Annotated in this window: 13 protein-coding genes and 1 pseudogene; 5 read left to right on the top strand and 9 right to left on the bottom strand. The window is 63.9% G+C overall.

The genetic code is table 11. The features are described from left to right. Positions 1 to 258: 258 nt before the first annotated feature. Positions 259 to 1,008, top strand: coding sequence for a 23S rRNA (guanosine(2251)-2'-O)-methyltransferase RlmB (rlmB, locus tag XdyCFBP7245_RS00165; RefSeq protein ID WP_104613862.1), 750 nt, complete (start codon positions 259 to 261; stop codon positions 1,006 to 1,008). A 237-nt stretch (positions 1,009 to 1,245) separates the two neighbouring features. Continuing rightward, entirely contained in the window at positions 1,246 to 4,278 is a 3,033-nt protein-coding gene (locus XdyCFBP7245_RS00160; RefSeq protein ID WP_104613861.1) for a ligand-binding sensor domain-containing diguanylate cyclase, read from the top strand. Positions 4,279 to 4,532: 254 nt separating this feature from the next. Here the strand turns inward: XdyCFBP7245_RS00160 and rnt are convergent, their stop codons facing one another. The 9 genes and pseudogenes from rnt to XdyCFBP7245_RS00115 form a co-directional block, all read right to left on the bottom strand. Then, positions 4,533 to 5,174, bottom strand: a complete 642-nt coding sequence (rnt, locus tag XdyCFBP7245_RS00155; protein ID WP_104613860.1) for a ribonuclease T — start codon at positions 5,172 to 5,174, stop codon at positions 4,533 to 4,535. Between the two features lie 566 nt (positions 5,175 to 5,740). Then, positions 5,741 to 6,113: pseudogene (locus XdyCFBP7245_RS00150) on the bottom strand (RcnB family protein). A gap of 125 nt (positions 6,114 to 6,238) precedes the next feature. Then, positions 6,239 to 6,949 (bottom strand): phosphate signaling complex protein PhoU, encoded by a 711-nt coding sequence (phoU, locus tag XdyCFBP7245_RS00145; RefSeq protein ID WP_005994733.1) that lies wholly within the window; start codon positions 6,947 to 6,949, stop codon positions 6,239 to 6,241. A 110-nt stretch (positions 6,950 to 7,059) separates the two neighbouring features. Further along, positions 7,060 to 7,890 carry a phosphate ABC transporter ATP-binding protein PstB gene (pstB, locus tag XdyCFBP7245_RS00140; RefSeq protein WP_039420807.1) on the bottom strand — a complete coding sequence of 277 codons (831 nt, stop codon included), beginning with the start codon at positions 7,888 to 7,890 and terminating at the stop codon, positions 7,060 to 7,062. 22 nt (positions 7,891 to 7,912) lie between these two features. After that, the gene (gene pstA, locus XdyCFBP7245_RS00135; protein ID WP_046964651.1) at positions 7,913 to 8,782 is read right to left on the bottom strand and encodes a phosphate ABC transporter permease PstA; all 870 of its coding nucleotides are present in this window, start codon (positions 8,780 to 8,782) and stop codon (positions 7,913 to 7,915) included. Beyond that, positions 8,782 to 9,756 (bottom strand): phosphate ABC transporter permease subunit PstC, encoded by a 975-nt coding sequence (gene pstC, locus XdyCFBP7245_RS00130; protein WP_039420811.1) that lies wholly within the window; start codon positions 9,754 to 9,756, stop codon positions 8,782 to 8,784. The genes pstA and pstC overlap by 1 nt, the downstream gene beginning before the upstream one ends. Positions 9,757 to 9,868: 112 nt before the next feature. After that, a complete protein-coding gene (gene pstS, locus XdyCFBP7245_RS00125; RefSeq protein WP_104613859.1) occupies positions 9,869 to 10,960 on the bottom strand; it encodes a phosphate ABC transporter substrate-binding protein PstS in 1,092 nt (363 codons plus the stop codon). 336 nt (positions 10,961 to 11,296) lie between these two features. Continuing rightward, the gene (gene pstS, locus XdyCFBP7245_RS00120) at positions 11,297 to 12,316 is read right to left on the bottom strand and encodes a phosphate ABC transporter substrate-binding protein PstS (RefSeq protein ID WP_104614217.1); all 1,020 of its coding nucleotides are present in this window, start codon (positions 12,314 to 12,316) and stop codon (positions 11,297 to 11,299) included. A 197-nt stretch (positions 12,317 to 12,513) separates the two neighbouring features. Then, a complete protein-coding gene (locus tag XdyCFBP7245_RS00115) occupies positions 12,514 to 13,764 on the bottom strand; it encodes an OprO/OprP family phosphate-selective porin (RefSeq protein WP_104613858.1) in 1,251 nt (416 codons plus the stop codon). A 337-nt stretch (positions 13,765 to 14,101) separates the two neighbouring features. Here XdyCFBP7245_RS00115 and XdyCFBP7245_RS00110 point away from each other — a divergent pair, with 337 nt between their 5' ends. The 3 genes from XdyCFBP7245_RS00110 (at position 14,102) to XdyCFBP7245_RS00100 (ending at position 16,787) form a co-directional block, all read left to right on the top strand. Next, the gene (locus XdyCFBP7245_RS00110) at positions 14,102 to 14,422 is read left to right on the top strand and encodes a hypothetical protein (RefSeq protein ID WP_211287624.1); all 321 of its coding nucleotides are present in this window, start codon (positions 14,102 to 14,104) and stop codon (positions 14,420 to 14,422) included. A 113-nt stretch (positions 14,423 to 14,535) separates the two neighbouring features. Continuing rightward, positions 14,536 to 15,216: a carbonic anhydrase gene (locus XdyCFBP7245_RS00105; RefSeq protein WP_005996719.1), complete on the top strand. Its 681-nt coding sequence runs from the start codon at positions 14,536 to 14,538 to the stop codon at positions 15,214 to 15,216. 11 nt (positions 15,217 to 15,227) lie between these two features. Continuing rightward, positions 15,228 to 16,787, top strand: coding sequence for a SulP family inorganic anion transporter (locus XdyCFBP7245_RS00100; RefSeq protein WP_104613856.1), 1,560 nt, complete (start codon positions 15,228 to 15,230; stop codon positions 16,785 to 16,787). Positions 16,788 to 17,025 lie beyond the last annotated feature (238 nt).

Genomic DNA, 17,025 nt, shown 5'->3' with positions numbered 1-17,025 from the left:
TGCGTTGCGGCGTGTTGCCGACGTCGGCGCGCTAAGCGTTCAGGCAGCCATCCATAGCGGTTCACGCAGCGCGAAGACATCCGGCGTGCCGAGACGGTTGCTGCATGCCCGCTGCAGCCAGTGGCGCATGACGCCCGCAGGTGCCAATGGCATTGCGGCACGACTTTGGCCCGATTTGTCGGGCAATCCACGCCCCGGCCGTGACGTAGCAGGCCGCAGGCCCTACCATTCCCCCTCATTTCTTCGTATGCCCGCGCAATGAGCAAGCAGAACCAGTGGATCGTCGGCGTCAATGCTGTCGCCTCGTCCGTCGAGAACGACGCCGACAACGTGCGCGAGGTCCTGATCGAGGCCGGTAGCAAGAACCCGCGTCTGACCGAGATCGAAGAACAGGCGCGCCGCAAGGGGATCGACGTGCGCCGGGTCAACACCCAGGCGCTGGACGGCGTCGGCGGGCAGGTACGCCACCAAGGTGTTGCCGCACGCTACGCCGCCGCACGGCTGTGGGCGGAGAACGAACTGGAAGGCCTGGTCGAGGCTGCGCAAGGTCGCGCGCTGGTGCTGGTGCTCGATGGCGTGCAGGACCCGCACAACCTCGGTGCCTGTCTGCGCAGCGCCGCGGCCGCAGGCGCCACTGCGGTGGTCATCCCCAAGGACAAGTCGGCCACGGTGAACGCGACCGTGCGCAAGACCTCGGCCGGCGCCGCCGACCGCATCCCGGTGGTGGCGGTGACCAATCTGGCGCGCTGCCTGCGCGACCTGCAGAAGCAGGGTGTGTGGCTGTACGGCCTGGCCGGCGAGGCCGAGGCGTCGTTGTACAGCGTGGACCTGCGTGGCAACGTCGGGTTGGTACTCGGTGGCGAGGCCGATGGCCTGCGTCGCCTGACCCGCGAGCATTGCGATGGTCTGGTCAAGATTCCGATGCCCGGCGATATCGAAAGCCTCAACGTGTCGGTCGCAACCGGCGTGACCCTGTTCGAGGCCGTGCGCCAGCGTCTTGGTGCCTGAGTACGCGGGATTGAAGCGCGCGATCGAGCGCTGCTTCCGGCATGCAATGGGTGCGCTGCGCGGAGCCGTGCACCTGGCAATCCACGCAGAGTGCGGTGTGGTGATTGGCGAACAGTGTCCACCGAGGGCGGGCACAACGCCGCCGCAGCAGACATGTTGGCATCAGCTGGCGCAAACGCGCAGCGCCGGTACAACTTTTTGCCTACCATATCGCCAGCAACCGGCGTGTCGTGTCTGATGAAACTTGGGGTGGGCGCGTGCGGTACGGGCGAGAACAGAGATGCCGATACGGCGTCGGCACGATGGCATGGACAGTGGCGGCGCTGGCTCGGCGCTGGCATCTGCATGCTGTTGGCGTTGTATTCGCTGGCGGCGATCGCCGCACCCATCGGGACCGCGCGATTACGCGACTACGCCATCGACAGCTGGAGTTCGCGTAGCGGCCTGCCGCACAACTCGCTGCGCGATATCGCCCAGACCCGCGACGGCTACCTGTGGTTCGCCACCTGGGAAGGCCTGGTGCGCTACAACGGCCTGGAATTCAACGTCATCGATCGCAGCACGCGCCCGGGCCTGCCCGATAACGGCGTCAGCGCCTTGTACGTGGATCGCGATGGCGCGCTGTGGCTGAGCGATGCGCGCGGCAATCTGGTGCGTCACGGCGTCGATGGGCAGTGGCGGCAGTGGCAACGCAAGGGCCAGTGGCCGCAGGCATTGATCCACGCGATGACCATGGATGCCGAAAGCCGGATGTGGCTGCTGTTCGAAGGGCACGGGCTTGGGTGTTTGTGGCCGGATGGACGTTTCGACTATTTTCCGCCGCGCGATGGCGTGCCGCTGCAGAGCAGTTTTCCGCGCATGTTGTTCGACGGCCAGGGGCGGTTGCTGATCGGGACGCTGGACGGGCTGATCTATCGCGAACCGGACGGGCGCATGCATCGTGCGCCAGCGTCATTCGGCCTGCCACCGGGCCTGGCGTGGCCGTATCGCGCTCCGGATGGCACGGTGTGGGTGGTCGCAGGCGAGCAACTGTATCGCCTGCACGACGAGCGCGCCGAGCTGGTGCATCGGCTGCCGGGGCAGGGCCACTTCACTGCGATGCTGCAGGATCGCAATGGCGATCTGTGGCTGGGCAGCGAAAACCAGGGCCTGTTGCGGATCGGCAGTCACGGGGTGGAGCAGTTGCCGGCGGGCCGCAGCCTGCCCACCGGGCGCATCGTCAGCCTGCGCGAAGATGCAGAAGGCAGCATCTGGGTCGGCGCCAACGGTGGTCTGTTCCGCTTGCGCGAGACCTTGTTCAGCAGCTACAGCCAGCGCGACGGGATGAGCGGCGACTATGCCCGCGCAGTGCTCGAAGATCGCGACGGCAGTCTGTGGATCGCCAGCACCGCCGGTCTGGATCGCATGCTGCCGGACGGGCGGATCGTGCCGGTCCCTGTCGCCACGCCGTCGGGACGCCGGCTGTCGGTGCTCAGTCTGGCGCTCGATCGGCAGGGCGACTTATGGGTGGGCACCTATGCCGACGGCGTCTTCGTGCTGCGCGATGGCCGCGTGCTGCAGCACTACGGTGAGGCCGACGGCATCCCCAGCGGTCATATCCGCGCCATCGTGATCGATGCGCACGCTGCGGTGTGGCTGGCCACTCAACGCGGCGTAGTGCAACTGCTGAATGGCAAGCGCGTGCCGATGACGATCGAGGGCTTGCCCGATGGCGTGATCACCGCGTTGGCCAGCATCGATGGCGCGCTGTGGATCGGCTCGGTCGATGGCGCGGCGGTGTTGCGCGACGGCAAGCTGCAGCAGCTGGACCTGGAGCGCCTGGGCGGCGCGCGCAGCGTATTCGGTTTCCAGGCGATTGGCGATGCAGTGTGGATCTCCACCGATCGCGGTCTGTATCGCGTGCGCGGCGGCACGCTTGCACGCGTGGGCCTGGAGCAGGGCATGCCGGTGGACACGGTGTTCCAGCTCGTTAACGACCGGCTGGGCAATGCGTGGATCAGCAGCAATCGCGGCGTGCTGCGCACGGAGTTTGCCGCGCTCGATGCGGTGGCCGATGGCCGCGGCCAGCTTGCCATCGAGCGCTATGGCGAGATCGACGGCATGGGCAACGCGCAGGCCAACGGCAGCTCCGGCCCCAGCATGATCGAACGTGCCGATGGCACGCTGTGGGTGGTCACCGCTGGCGGTGTGAGCGCGGTGGACCCGGCGCGCCTGCAGCGGTTTCGCGAGCGCCGCCCGCCGCCGCCGCTGATCGAAAGCGTGCAACAGGACGGCCGCCCGCTGGCCTGGCGACAACAAGCGCAATTACCTGGCGGCTATCGGATCAATGTCTCGTATGTGGGCATGAGTTTCCTGCTGTCCGAGCGGATCGAATACCGCACCCGTCTGGACGGCCTGGACAACGTGTGGATCGCGCGTGGCCGGCAGCGCAGCGTGGAATTCATCGGCTTGCCGCCGGGGCACTACACCCTGCGCGTGGCCGCCCGCCATCCGGGCGGTGCCTGGAGCCCGCAGGAGGCGCGCTGGACCTTCGATGTCCTGCCGCTGTGGTGGCAACGCCACGATGTGCGCTTTGTTGCGGCGTTGGCCGCGATTCTGGCGCTGGCGCTGCTGTATCGGGCGCTGCTGCATCGCTACAGGACCCACAGCGCCCGCCTGGCCGAATTGGTGCGCAAGCGTACGCAGGATCTGCAACTGCAGGCGCAGCGCCTGCTGCAGGCCAATCAGGAAAAGAGCGAGTTGTTGACGCGCCTGCGCATCAAGTCCGATGTGTTCGAGCGCCAGGCGCACGAGGACGCACTGACCGGCTTGCCCAACCGTCGCCACTTCGACGAAGCGCTGGCGCGCGATATCAGCCGCGCACGTCGCAGTGGCCGGCCGTTGGTGCTGGCGATCCTGGACATCGATCATTTCAAGCGCATCAACGACCGCTACTCGCACGCCATTGGCGACGCGGTGCTGCATGACGTCGGTGAGCTGCTGACCGCAGCCGCACGCACCTCTGATCTTCCTGCGCGCCTGGGCGGCGAAGAATTCGCGCTGCTGTTGGGCGAGACCGCGCTGAGCGATGCACAGCTGCTGTGCGAGCGCATTCGCATGCTGTTCCATGCGCGCGCCGACTGGGGCGATGTGGAAGGGTTGCAGGTGACCTTCAGCGCCGGCCTGGCCGAGTTGGGCGACGACGACACCGGCTCATCGTTGATGCAGCGCGCCGACCACGCGTTATACGAAGCCAAGAGCGCAGGGCGCGACCGGATCTGTGCTGGTTAGAGCTGGGATTGGGGAATCGGGATTGGGGATTGGGGAATCGGGAATCGGGAATCGTAAAAGCGCTGTGGCTGGCGCTTTGCTGCTCCTGTAGGGCGGTTAGGAAGTACGAAGGCCCCAACCGCACGCCCGGCAACGCTGCATGCGGTCATGCGGTGGGCAGTAGTTGCTCTGTTGCTGCCGCACCCGGCTGATCTTTCGGCCGCGCAAACGCCCCGCTTTTGCCAATCCCGAATCCCAAATGCCCAATCCCAGCCCTAAACAGGCCCGGGCCAGGCATTGAGGATGGTGCAGAACAGCCGTGCGGTCTGTTCGGTGTCGTAGACCGCGCTGTGCGCATCGGCGGTGTTCCAGTCCAGACCGGCCGCCTGCGCAGCACGCGCCAACACGGTCTGCCCGTACGCCACGCCAGCCAGGGTCACCGTGTCGAACACGCTGAAGGGATGAAATGGATTGCGCTTGTGCTCCACGCGCGCGACCGCGGCGTTGAGGAAGTTCAAATCGAAATGCGCGTTATGCCCGACCAGGATGGCGCGCTGGCACCCATATTTCTTCACTGCGGCGCGCACTGGCGCGAACACATGGTCCAGCGCGTCCTTTTCCTGCTTGGCAAAACGGAACGGGTGATCGAGCACGATGCCGGTAATCTCCAGCGACTTGGGGTCGATCTCCAGTCCTGGGGCCGGGACCAGGTGCGCGCTGGCGGTTTCGCCAGGGAAAAAACGCCCGTGGGCATCCATTTCTATCGGCACGCAGGCGATTTCCAGCAATGCGTGCTTGTTCCAGTCGAACCCTCCGGTTTCCACATCCACCACCACGGGCAGATAGCCGCGGAAACGCCGCGACATGGGCAGAAAGGAGGGGGCAGGCTGCGGATCGACCGGTTCGTTCATCCGCATAGCCTAGCAGGTCGCACCCTGAGCCCGATCGGTGCACCCGCCCGCAGTGTCTGCGTCTTCGGTCTGGCGCATCTGCTCGGCAGGCAAAGTATCGCCGGTCATCGCCACGATGCTGTCGAGACAGCAGCGGTGGATTGTGCAGTGACAAGGCGGATGGACAGCACGGCAACGCGCCGATGACGGCCGGCGCTATAGCTCAGAACGGCGACCAAGCCTGGGCGAGTAGTCCTCGGCAGGGTGTGTAAGGTCTGCACAGAACCGGAGTGCGCGTGGTACACGCCGCACCGAGCACCAGCGGCGCCCATCCGGAGGTGAGCGCAAGAGTGTTGTCAGTTGCTCCAAGGGGAGGCCGCGTCCCTACCAGAGCGTGGCCTGTCACAACTTCGTCCGCATGCGTTCCCGCCGATAAACCAGCATCGATCAACCGTATTGCACGGCTTTCGTTGGATGCGCTAAAGGCCACTCCTGCTTCATTCCGCCATCCACAGTCACAACCGCACGCAACAAAAAGCCCGATCCGCGTTGCCACGGATCGGGCCTGCCTAATGAATACGGATGCCTCGGAATCAGCTCCCGCCGACCACGCTGGCAATCAGGCCGGTCGCGATGGCAATCAGTACATATTGATTGTCCACGCGGCGGTTGCTTGAGGTGATGCTTGCGGTAATCGGCAACGTGGCTGCCCCGATGGTCCGGGGCCAGGCGCTCGCCGCGATGGAAGGGCGGGCCATGGCGATCGTTGCGATGATCGTCGTGGTATGCGCTGCGCCGATCGTCGTGCTTGTCGTTGCGATGCTCGTCATGCCGGTCCGGGCCGCGATTGTCGTGACGCTGCTCGATGCGGTCGCGGTCGTGATCGTCATGCTGCTGGGGTGCGGCGAAGGCGGCACCCGAGGTCAGCAGCGAGACAACCATGAAAGATCCGATGAGACGTTTCATCTGCGTACTCCTGCGTCACAGGAACGGCCTGTGTGCAATCCCACCGTAGGGATTTTTAGCTGAATACGTAATTAAATGAAGCTTTTCGCTGCTTATCGACAGCGCGTGGCGGTACCCCACGGCGATCAGATCACGCCGGTGGTGCTGGTGTCGTCGCGCTTCAGGCGCGGCGGCAGCGGCTGTTCGCCATGCACCAAAAACCACACGTTCTCGGCAATGTTGGTCGCATGGTCGCCGATGCGTTCCAGGTTCTTGGCCATGAACAGCAGGTGCGTACACGGCGTGATGTTGCGCGGGTCTTCCATCATGTAGGTCAGCAGCTCACGGAACAGCGCGGTGTACTGCGCGTCCAGGCGTGCATCTTCGTCGCGCACACGGATCGCCGCATCGGCATCCTTGTTGCGATACGCCTGCACGGCCTCGCGTACCGCATCGGCCGCCATCTGACCCAGCGCGCGCAAGCCCACCGTCTGCGGCAGCGGCGGCGCGGAGTTGAGTGCGATCGAGCGCTTGGCCACGTTGGCCGCGTAATCGCCGATGCGTTCGATATCCGCAGGAATCCGCAGGCCGGCGAGGATTTCGCGCAGGTCGCGTGCCATCGGGCCGCGCAACGCCAGACGCATCACGTCGTGGCTGATCGCGTGTTCCAGCGCATCGATCGCTTCGTCGTTGACCACGATGCGATGCGCGGCGTTGTCGTCGCGACGCTCCACCACATCCAGCGCCGCTTCCAGCTGCGCCACCGCCGTGTCGCCCATGCGCACGATCTCGGCGACAAGACGGTGCTGCTCCTCGTCGTAGCTTTTGACGATATGGTCGTTGAGGTGCTGGTTCATCGTGATCTCGATTCGTGGCAGTGGTGGATGTCCGTCAGCCGCGCCGAATGATGTGCAGGGCAGGGCGACGGAGCTGCTTCAGTGCGGGCGTTGCGGTGCGTCGCCTTACATCAACCAAAACGGCCGGTGATGTAGTCCTCGGTCTGCTGCTTGGACGGCTGGGAAAAAATCGTTTCGGTGCGGTCGTGCTCGATCAAATCGCCCAGATACATGAAGGCGGTGTAATCGGACACGCGCGCGGCCTGCTGCATGTTGTGGGTCACGATCACGATGGTGTAGTCGCGCTTGAGTTCTTCCACCAACTGTTCGATCCGGCTGGTGGAAATCGGATCCAGCGCCGAGGTGGGTTCGTCCAGCAGCAGCACGTCCGGCCGCAACGCCACTGCACGCGCAATGCACAAGCGTTGCTGCTGGCCGCCAGACAGGCCCAGCGCGCTTTGCCCCAGCTTGTCCTTGACCTCGTCCCACAATGCGCCCTGACGCAAGGCCTGTTCCACGCGGTTCTGCATGTCGGGCTTGGACAGTTTTTCGTGGTGGCGGATGCCGTAGGCGACGTTTTCGAAGATGGTCATCGGAAACGGCACCGGCTTCTGAAACACCATGCCCACCTTGCTGCGCAGGCGGTTCATCGGATACTTCGGCGACAGGATGTTTTCGCCATCCAGCAGCACTTCGCCGCGCGCTTCCATCTTGGGGTACAGCGCATAGATACGGTTGAAGATGCGCAGCAGGGTCGACTTGCCGCAACCGGAGGGGCCGATCAGCGCGGTGACGCGCTTTTCCGGAATCTCGATGTCGATGCTTTTGAGCGCGTGGTACTTGTCGTAATAGAAATCCAGATTGCGTGCGGCCACCTTCACCGGCGCCTGCGCCGTCGGCGCCCCCTTGGCGGCCGGAACAGCGATGCGATGCATCGGCTTGGCGTTTTGGAGATCGTTCATGTCGGGTGTCCGGAAAGAAAGGTCAGTCATTGGAAATCTTGTTACGCAACAGCAGCGCACGTGCGCCCAGGCTCACCAACAACACGAACACGGTCAGCACCAGTGCGCCGGACCAGGCCAGGGTCTGCCAGGATTCGTACGGGCTGCCTGCAAACTGGTTCATGATCACCGGCACGCTGGCCATCGGTTGGAAGATGTTGCTGTTCCAGTATTGATTGCCGAATGCAGTGAACAGCAGCGGTGCGGTTTCGCCGCTGATGCGCGCCAGCGCCAGCAACACGCCGGTGAGAATGCCGGCCGATGCCGCGCGGTACAGCACCTGCACGGTGACCTTCCACTGCGGAATGCCCAGCGACAAGGCCGCTTCGCGCATCTGCGCCGGTACCAGCCGCAGCATCTCGTCGGTGGTACGCACCACCACCGGCAATACGATGAAGGCCAGCGACAACGCGCCTGCAAACGCAGAGAACCGCCCGCCGGTCTGCATCACATACAGGGTGTAGACGAACAGGCCCAGCACGATCGACGGCGCAGACAACAGGATGTCGTTGACGAAGCGCACCACGATGCCGGCCTTGCGCGCATTGCCATACTCGGCCAGCCAGGTGCCGGCCGCCACGCCCAACGGCGTGCCGATCGCCAGCGCCAGCCCGCACATCACCGCACTGCCGAAGAAGGCGTTGAGCAGGCCACCTTCCTGCATCGGCGGCGGCGTCATCTTGGTAAACAGATTGAGATCGATGCCGGGTACGCCCTTGGACAACAAGGTCCACAGAATCCAGGCCAGGAAGAACAGCCCGAACAACGCAGTGATGCACGACAACAACAGTGCCACCACATTGGTGATGCGGCGCCGGTTGTACAGCGATTGCGAGACCGAAGAGGCAGACATCAGTTGCCCTCCCGACGCGACAGCTGCATCAGCATGAAGCGCGCGATCGCCAGCACGATGAAGGTCACGATGAACAACACAAAGCCCAGCAGCAGCAAGGCCGAGCGATAGGTTTCGGTGGCCTCGCCGAAGTCATTGGCGATCAATGCCGCGATGGTGGTGCCGGGCTCCAGCAGCGACGGCGACAGGCGCACCGTGTTGCCGACCACAAAGGCCACCGCCATGGTTTCGCCCAACGCGCGTCCCAAGCCCAGAAACACCCCGCCGATTACCGCCGAGCGCGTGTACGGCAGCACGATGTCCCAGCTGACTTCCCACTTGGTCGAGCCCAGCGCATACGCCGATTCTTTGAGGCGCGTCGGCACCGTCAGGAACACTTCGCGCATCACCGAGGAGATAAACGGGATCACCATGATCGCCAGCACGAATCCTGCGGTGAGCAAACCGATGCCGAGCGGCGGGCCCTGGAATAACGGGCCGATCACCGGCAGCGTGCCCAGGTGATCGTTGAGCCACGGCGTCACGTGCTCGGTCATCACCGGCACCAGCACGAACAGGCCCCACATGCCGTAGATGATCGACGGGATGCCGGCCAGCAATTCGATTGCCGTGCCTACCGGCCCGCGCAACCAGCGCGGCGCCACTTCGGTGAGAAAGAAGGCGATGCCAAAACTCACCGGCACCGCAATCACCATCGCGATCAGGGCGGTGACCAAGGTGCCGTAGATCGGCGCCAGCGCGCCGTACTTGTTTTCGACCGGATTCCAGTCGGCGGAATAGAAAAAGCTCAGGCCCTGCATCTGCAGTGCGTGGCGTCCGCCCCACAACATCGACAGCGCTGCGCTGCCGAGCGCCAACAGGACGAATACGACGGTGGCGGCCAGCGCAAGCTTGAACAGGCGATCGGCGCGCGCATCGCGCAGGTCGCGGCCGCGGGGGGCGGTCATCGCTTCGGGAAGGGCGGTGGCATTCATTCGATTGAACTCGTCACCCGCGCATTGGCGGGAGCGTGAGACATCAGGAACGGTGAGGCGCCCGCAGGCACCTCACCGCCGCGCAGCCCGCCGTGCAGGCGGGATGCAGGCATTACTTGAACTCGCTGCCCCAATAGGCTTCGATCTGCTTCACCAGCTCAGGCGGCAGCGGCACGTAATGCAGCTCGCTGGCCTGGGCCTGGCCGTTTTCCAGCGCCCACTTGAAGAAGTCCAGCGTCGCCTTGCTGCGCGCCGCATCCTTGGCCTGCTTGTGCATCAGCATGAAGTTGGTGGCCGTGATCGGCCAGGCCTTCTCGCCCGGCGCATTGGTGATCACCAGATTGAAGTCCTTGGCATTGGCCCAGTCGGCGCTCTCTGCAGCGGCGGCAAAGCTGTCTGCATTCGGCTCGACCCACTGGCCGGCGGCATTCTGCAGCGAGGTGTACTGCATCTTGTTCTGCAGCGCGTAGGCCAGCTCGACGTAGCCGATCGACCCCTTGATCTGCTGCACGTACGAGGCCACGCCTTCGTTGCCCTTGCCGCCGACGCCACCGGGCCACTGCACGGAGGTGCCTTCGCCGACCTTGCTCTTCCACTCCGGGCTGACCTTGGACAGGTAGTTGGAGAAGTTGAAGGTGGTGCCCGAACCGTCCGAGCGGTGCACCAGATTGATCTTGGTCGCCGGCAGGGTCACGCCCGGGTTGGCCGCGACAATCGCCGCGTCGTTCCACATGCTGACCTTGCCCAGGAAGATATCGCCCAGCAGCGCGCCGGTCAGGCGCAGCTTGCCCGGCGCGATGCCTTCCAGATTGACCACCGGCACCACGCCGCCGATGGCGGACGGGAACTGGCCCAGGCCGGCCTGTTGCAGCTCGGCGCTATCGAGCGGCTTGTCGGTCGAGCCGAAATCCACCGTGCCGGCCTTGATCTGGGCAATGCCGCCGCCGGAACCGATCGACTGGTAGTTCACCTTGTTACCGGTGGCGGCGTTGTAGTCGGCCGACCACTTGGACACGAGCGGGTAAATGAAGGACGCACCGGCACCGGAGATTTCCGCGGCCTTGCTGTCGCTGGCGGTGGCGCCTGCGCTGGGGGCGCCCTTGGCGGCATCGCCGGACTGCGCGTCCTTGCCGGGCGAACACGCAGCCAGGGCAAGGGCGATGGTGAGGGACAGGGCGGTCAGGCTGGCCGACTGCAGTTTCATGGAAGCTCCGAGGCTGGATTGGCCGGGTGTCCGGCAGACCACGCTATGAAATGATGTTTTTGTTACACCCGCATGACAGTGCCTTCTGGAGAGGCATCACAAAAAAAGACGCGGACCGCGGAGGGCATCGCACCCCCCGGGATCCGCGTCCCGGTCCCGACGCCGGGGAGAGAGACGGCGTCGTTCCTGTCGTGCTGAGAGTGGCCAGTCAACGTGACACGCAGGTGTCAGCCGGGCCCGGTGGATGCACGCAAAGCCCGTGCTCGCGCGCAACCAGCGTCTTCAACGGCCGCCGCGTGCACCTGGCGATGCACGCGGCGGCGTCACTGCACGCGGTTAGCGCGGCAGGTTCTTGGCCCAATAGCCTTCGATCTGCGTCACCAGGCTGTCCGGCAGCGGCACGTAGTCCAGTGCCTTGGCCTGCGCATCGCCCTTGCTGTAGACCCAGCGGAAGAACTCCAGCGTGTTCTTGAGGCCCGCGGCATTCTTCGGCTTCTTCTGCACCAGGATGAAGTTGGTGGCAGTGATCGGCCAGGCGTTATCGCCGGCGGCATTGGTCATGACCAGGTAGAAGTCCTTGCTATTGCCCCAGTCGGCGCTGTTGGCCGCCGCAGCAAAGGTTTCATCGGACGGCTGCACGAACTTGCCGGCAGCGTTCTTCATCGCAGTGTAGGCCATCTTGTTCTGCAGCGCGTACGACAGCTCGACGTAGCCGATGCCGCCCTTGATCTGCTTCACATAGGCAGCCACGCCTTCGTTGCCCTTGCCGCCGATGCCGCTCGGCCACTGCACGGCGGTGCCTTCGCCCACCTTGCTCTTCCAGTCCGGGTTGACCTTGGACAGGTAGTTGGTGAAGTTGAAGCTGGTGCCCGAGCCGTCGGAGCGATGCACCACGGTGATCTTGCCGTCGGGGAGCTTCACGCCCGGGTTGAGCGCGGCAATGGCCGGATCGTTCCAGGTGCTGACCTTGCCCAGGAAGATATCGCCCAGGGTCTTGCCGTCGAGCTTGAGCGCGCCCGGTGCGATACCGGCCACGTTGATCACCGGCACCACGCCGCCGATCACCGACGGAAACTGCGCCAGGCCGGCAGCGGCCAGTTCTTCCGGCTTCAACGGGGCGTCGGAGGAACCGAAGTCCACGCTGGCCGCCTTGATCTGGGCAATGCCGCCGCCCGAGCCGATCGATTGATAGTTGACCTGCTTCTTGGTGGCGGCGTTGTAGTCGGCCGACCACTTGGACATCACCGGGTAGATGAAGGACGCACCGGCGCCGGTGACATCGGCCGCCTGGGCGCACAGTGCCAGCGAAGCGGCGAGCACGCCGACGGCCAGACGGGTTTTGAAGGAGTGGGTCACGGAACAGCTCCAGAAGAGGGTGGGGATCACGACGTCCCGCGGTTGCGCCATTGCAGGGCAAGGGCATGACCGTGAGGTGTCGGAGAGATGACAGAAATAAAATGGCGTTATGCCAGCGCGCGCCGGAGTACGTTGACGCGAATCCTGCCACCGCGTGCGCTCAGGCGAGCGCACGCGGTGGACAGGGACGCAGACGCTTACCAATAGAACTGCGCACGTGCCTCGATGATCGACGGGTTGTCATCGACCAGGCCGCGCGTGGCGCTGCTGTAACGCGTGCTTTCCACCTTCGCGTAGTCCAGCGCGAACTTGAAGTTGGAGCGCCAGTACCAGTTGGCGCCGATGGTCCACACGTTCATCTTGCCGCCCAGCACGCCGTCCACGAACGGAGTGTTGCCATTGGCGATCAGGTGACCATCGTTGAGGTCCAGGGTGTCGTAGCGCACGGCCAACTGCCACAGGCCCGATGCCGGTTCGTTCGGCAGCGGGGTGGTCGGCACGCCGGCCTTGTAGCCCCAGGTTTCGCCAGTGATGTTCCACACGCCGCTGACGTACCAACCGTCGCTCTTGTAATCCTGCGCGTTGTTGCCGATGCGCTTGGCGCTCTCCTGGAAATATTCGCTCTGCAGCTTGAACGGCCCGGTGACCCACATCGCTTCGGCACCGGCCACGCCCACGCGATCCACATTGGTGATGGCGCCGCTGTCGATCAGACGGATGGTGGTGAGGTCGGCGTCCGGACGTGCGCGCAGGCGCAGGGTGTCGTCATCGGTGTCGTAACCCAGGTAGCTCAGGCCGAAGTGCAGCACGTTGCCGCTTTCGTTGATCGGGGCCCAGGTGCCGCGCGCACCGTAGCCACTGCCATGGGCCTGGTTACGGGTCAGCTCGCGGCCGAATGCACTGGCAGTCACGCTCCAGTTGTTATCGCCCATGCCGTACGCCACGCCCAGCCGGCGCGAGATGCCGTAGGTATTGGTCACCGACGCCTTGGATACGAAATCGTTGTTCTTGGTGCTGGACAGTTCTTCCAGGCTGTTGGGCTGCTTGAACTGACCGATCTGCAGGTAGTTATTGGCGTTGCCGCCGAACTTGTACTTGACGTTGTTGTCCAGAAAACGGCCGGTGCTGCGGATGGTGGTGCCGCGGATGGTCACTTCCTTCAGCACGCTCGGGTCGTACCCGGCCACCCATTCGAAGTTGCCCGGGCCTTTGCCCTTGAGCACCAGCTCGGCGCGACGGATGCTGAATTCGGAATTGTCGCCATTGGCACCGATCGGACCATTGAGGTCCTGCACATCGTTGTGGAACCAGTTGCCGTCGGCCTGGACCAGGCCTTCCAGCGAGACCTCCGAGCCACCAATGACATCAATGGCGATTTCGGCATGCGCGGCGGGTGCGGCCAGTCCCAGCAACAGGGCCGAACCAAGCAGGGTGGGAGCGAGTTTCATAGATGCCTTGCGACCTGAGAAAGTGGGCGCAGGCTATGGTGTGAAAGTTGCGTTAATGTGACAAAACCACAGAAACGTCATAAATGATTTTTGCCAACAAAGACAAGAGTTTACGCGTGTTTAGACTGTGTCATCGCGTGTCAAATACCTGAACGACGCTGCTCTGTGACAATGCTGCACGTCACTCTGAATTGGCGGCTGTCGAGGCTGCCTGGCGTAGCGACCTGAACCGCAACCATTGCCCACTGAACATATGTGTCAGGTTGTGCAACGCACCACTTGCGCTTGCAGCTTCTAAATTGTTAGTTTCAAGGCCATGTTTCCTCGATTCCTCCAATTGCTGTTGGTCTGCCTGCTCGCGCTCACCGCGTGGTCGGCAGCCAACGCACACACGCGCATCTACGATGCGTTGGTGGGCGGCGGCGTGGCGGTGATGGTGGATGCTGGCGAAGAACGCGACGCAGCAGAAGATCCGCAGGACGAAGGCGATACGCAAAGCCAAGTCGATACCCACCCTGCGGACGATATCCCCTTGCTCTCCCAAGCATGGCCGATGCTGGCGCGGTATTCCCCTTCTTGGCACGCGCATCATGCGCCGGCAAATCAAAAACGCGACCTGATCCCGCAACTGCGTCCTCCAAACGCATTGCTTGGCTGATCCCCGCTGTCGCTGTACCCGGTGCGCTGCGCCGGCTTTCCGATTGATTTGTTTGTCTTTGCAATTCGCGGTTTGCGCCGCGGGTCGCCATCCGTTGCCTAGAGGAATCTCCCATGGAAAGTTTGCTAGAAGGTTTTCGCCATTTCCGTAAGGAAGTGTATCCGCGCCAGAGTGCGCGCTTTCAGGAACTGGCCGGCGGCCAGAGCCCGCATACCTTGTTCATCACCTGCGCCGACTCGCGCGTCATGCCGGAGCTGATCTTCTCCGCGCAGCCCGGCGAATTGTTCGTCTACCGCAATATCGGCAATGTCGTCCCGCCTTACTCCCAGCACGTCAGTGGCGTGGTGGCGGCGATCGAGTACGCCATCGCCGTGCTCGGCGTACGTCACATCGTGATCTGCGGCCACACCGACTGCGGCGCCATGAAGGCCGTGCTCAAGCCGGAATCGCTGGAAGATGTTCCGTCCGTGGCGGCGTGGCTCAAGCACACCGATGCGGCGCGTCACGTCACCGCGCATCACGGCCACGATCCGGCCAGCCAGGACGCATTGAGCTGCATGACCGAAGAGAATGTGGTCTCGCAGCTCGATCACCTGCGGACCCAGCCGGTGGTTGCAGCCCGTCTGGCGGCGGGCACCTTGCGCATTCACGGCTGGATCTACGATATCGCCCACGGGGAGATCCGCGCCTTCGATGCCGAGAAGGGTGGCTTCCGCCCATTGCTGGCCGAAAGCACCCCCGAAGCCACTCCGCGCCCACGACTGCAGCAAGTCGTCCGCGCTGAACTCGCCTGACGGAGTCGACCATGAACACATCAGGTATCGGCGGATATTTCCGTCAGGGACTGTTTGGGCGTGATTTGTTGTCGTCTGTGGTGGTCTTTCTTGTCGCGCTACCGTTGTGCATGGGTATCGCGATCGCTTCCGGAATGCCACCGGCCGCAGGTCTGATCACCGGCATCATCGGTGGTCTGGTCGTTGGCTTCCTGGCGGGCTCTCCTTTGCAGGTGAGCGGTCCGGCCGCCGGCCTGGCTGTGTTGGTGTTCGAACTGGTGCGTGAGCACGGCGCTGCCGCGCTTGGTCCGGTGATTCTGGTGGCCGGTGCGATTCAGTTGGTGGCCGGTCTGTGCCGGGCCGGTGTGTGGTTCCGCATGACATCGCCGGCCGTGGTGGCCGGTATGTTGTCGGGCATCGGCATCCTGATTGTGGCATCGCAGGCGCATGTGCTGATGGACGCCGCACCCAAGGCGCGTGGTCTGGAGAACTTCGCCGCATTGCCTGCCGTGTTGTGGCAGGCGATCAGCGAAGGTACCGGCCGCACGGCATTGTTCGTGGGTCTGGCGACGATCGGCATCATCCTGGCCTGGGACAAGCTGCGTCCGCAGCGTCTGCGCTTTTTGCCGGGTGCGTTGATCGCAGTGGTGGTGGTGACCGCGACCGTGCAGTTACAGGGATTGAACGTCAACAAGGTCGATGTACCGACCAACCTGTTCTCCGCGGTGTCCATCCCGAGCTTCTCCGACATCTTTGGTGTGTTCAACCACACCTTGCTGGTGTCGGCGGTGACCTTTGCCTTCATCGCCAGTGCCGAAACGTTGCTCTCGGCAGCGGCGGTGGACCGCATGCATCAGGGTGCACGGACGCAGTACGACCGTGAGCTGGCAGCGCAGGGCGTGGGCAATATGCTGTGCGGCTTCCTGGGTGCGTTGCCGATGACCGGCGTGATCGTGCGCAGTGCGGCCAATGTGCAGGCCGGTGCGGCCACGCGTGCGTCGACCATCCTGCACGGCAGTTGGTTGCTGGTGTTCGCAATGCTGCTGCCGTGGTTGTTGCGGATGACGCCGGTGGCGTGTCTGGCCGGCATCCTGGTCTATACCGGCGTGAAGATGATCAAGATCGGGCAGGTCAAGGAGTTGGCGACCTATGGTCGTGGAACTGCGGCCATCTACCTGGCGACCACCTTCGCGATCGTGGCGACCGACCTGTTGACCGGCGTGCTGATCGGCTTCGGCCTGTCGCTGTTCCGCCTGGCGTTGCATTCCTCGCGTCTGAAGGTCGAAGTGCGCGAGCACGCCGACAAGAAGGACGAGATGCATCTGACCCTGCAGGGTTCGGCAACGTTCCTGAAGGTGCCGGCAATGGCGCGGACGTTGGAAAGCGTGCCGCCGAACACCGCGCTGCATCTGGACGTGGCCAAGCTGCATCACGTCGACCATGCCTGCATCGAATTGCTGCGCGATTGGAGCCGGAATGCGGCCTCGCGCGGATGCGAGTTGGTGGTGGACTGGAAGGAACTGGAGCGACGCGTCGAAGGGCGAGCGGCCGCAGAAAGCGTGCCGGTACCGGAACCGCGCAAAGCGGCGTAATCAGTGACAAACGCCCGGCGTTCGCGCCGGGTGACATCTGTCGTGACCGGATGATGCATGGCGCCGAAAGACGCATCATCCGGTCACGATTTTTTTGGGCCGGGAGTGGGAGTTCGGGATTGGGGATTCGCGACAGCTTGTATTTGCGTTGGCTGGACGTGATGCCTACCGCGCACCTGCTTGTGCCCGGCCGCGTATGTGATGACTAGAGAGTGTCAGCCATGTCGCCGCATTGGAG

The sequence above is a fragment of the Xanthomonas dyei genome, from assembly GCF_002939865.1.
GTDB lineage: Bacteria > Pseudomonadota > Gammaproteobacteria > Xanthomonadales > Xanthomonadaceae > Xanthomonas > Xanthomonas dyei.
This window is presented reverse-complemented; position numbering and strand designations above follow the sequence as displayed.

Bases quoted from the DNA above. Each gene is read 5' to 3' on its own strand.
- rlmB (WP_104613862.1), top strand. From the start codon at position 259: ATGAGCAAGCAGAACCAGTGGATCGTCGGCGTCAATGCTGTCGCCTCG.
- XdyCFBP7245_RS00160 (WP_104613861.1), top strand. From the start codon at position 1,246: ATGAAACTTGGGGTGGGCGCGTGCGGTACGGGCGAGAACAGAGATGCC.
- rnt (WP_104613860.1), bottom strand. From the start codon at position 5,174: ATGCGGATGAACGAACCGGTCGATCCGCAGCCTGCCCCCTCCTTTCTG.
- phoU (WP_005994733.1), bottom strand. From the start codon at position 6,949: ATGAACCAGCACCTCAACGACCATATCGTCAAAAGCTACGACGAGGAG.
- pstB (WP_039420807.1), bottom strand. From the start codon at position 7,890: ATGAACGATCTCCAAAACGCCAAGCCGATGCATCGCATCGCTGTTCCG.
- pstA (WP_046964651.1), bottom strand. From the start codon at position 8,782: ATGTCTGCCTCTTCGGTCTCGCAATCGCTGTACAACCGGCGCCGCATC.
- pstC (WP_039420811.1), bottom strand. From the start codon at position 9,756: ATGAATGCCACCGCCCTTCCCGAAGCGATGACCGCCCCCCGCGGCCGC.
- pstS (WP_104613859.1), bottom strand. From the start codon at position 10,960: ATGAAACTGCAGTCGGCCAGCCTGACCGCCCTGTCCCTCACCATCGCC.
- XdyCFBP7245_RS00115 (WP_104613858.1), bottom strand. From the start codon at position 13,764: ATGAAACTCGCTCCCACCCTGCTTGGTTCGGCCCTGTTGCTGGGACTG.
- XdyCFBP7245_RS00105 (WP_005996719.1), top strand. From the start codon at position 14,536: ATGGAAAGTTTGCTAGAAGGTTTTCGCCATTTCCGTAAGGAAGTGTAT.
- XdyCFBP7245_RS00100 (WP_104613856.1), top strand. From the start codon at position 15,228: ATGAACACATCAGGTATCGGCGGATATTTCCGTCAGGGACTGTTTGGG.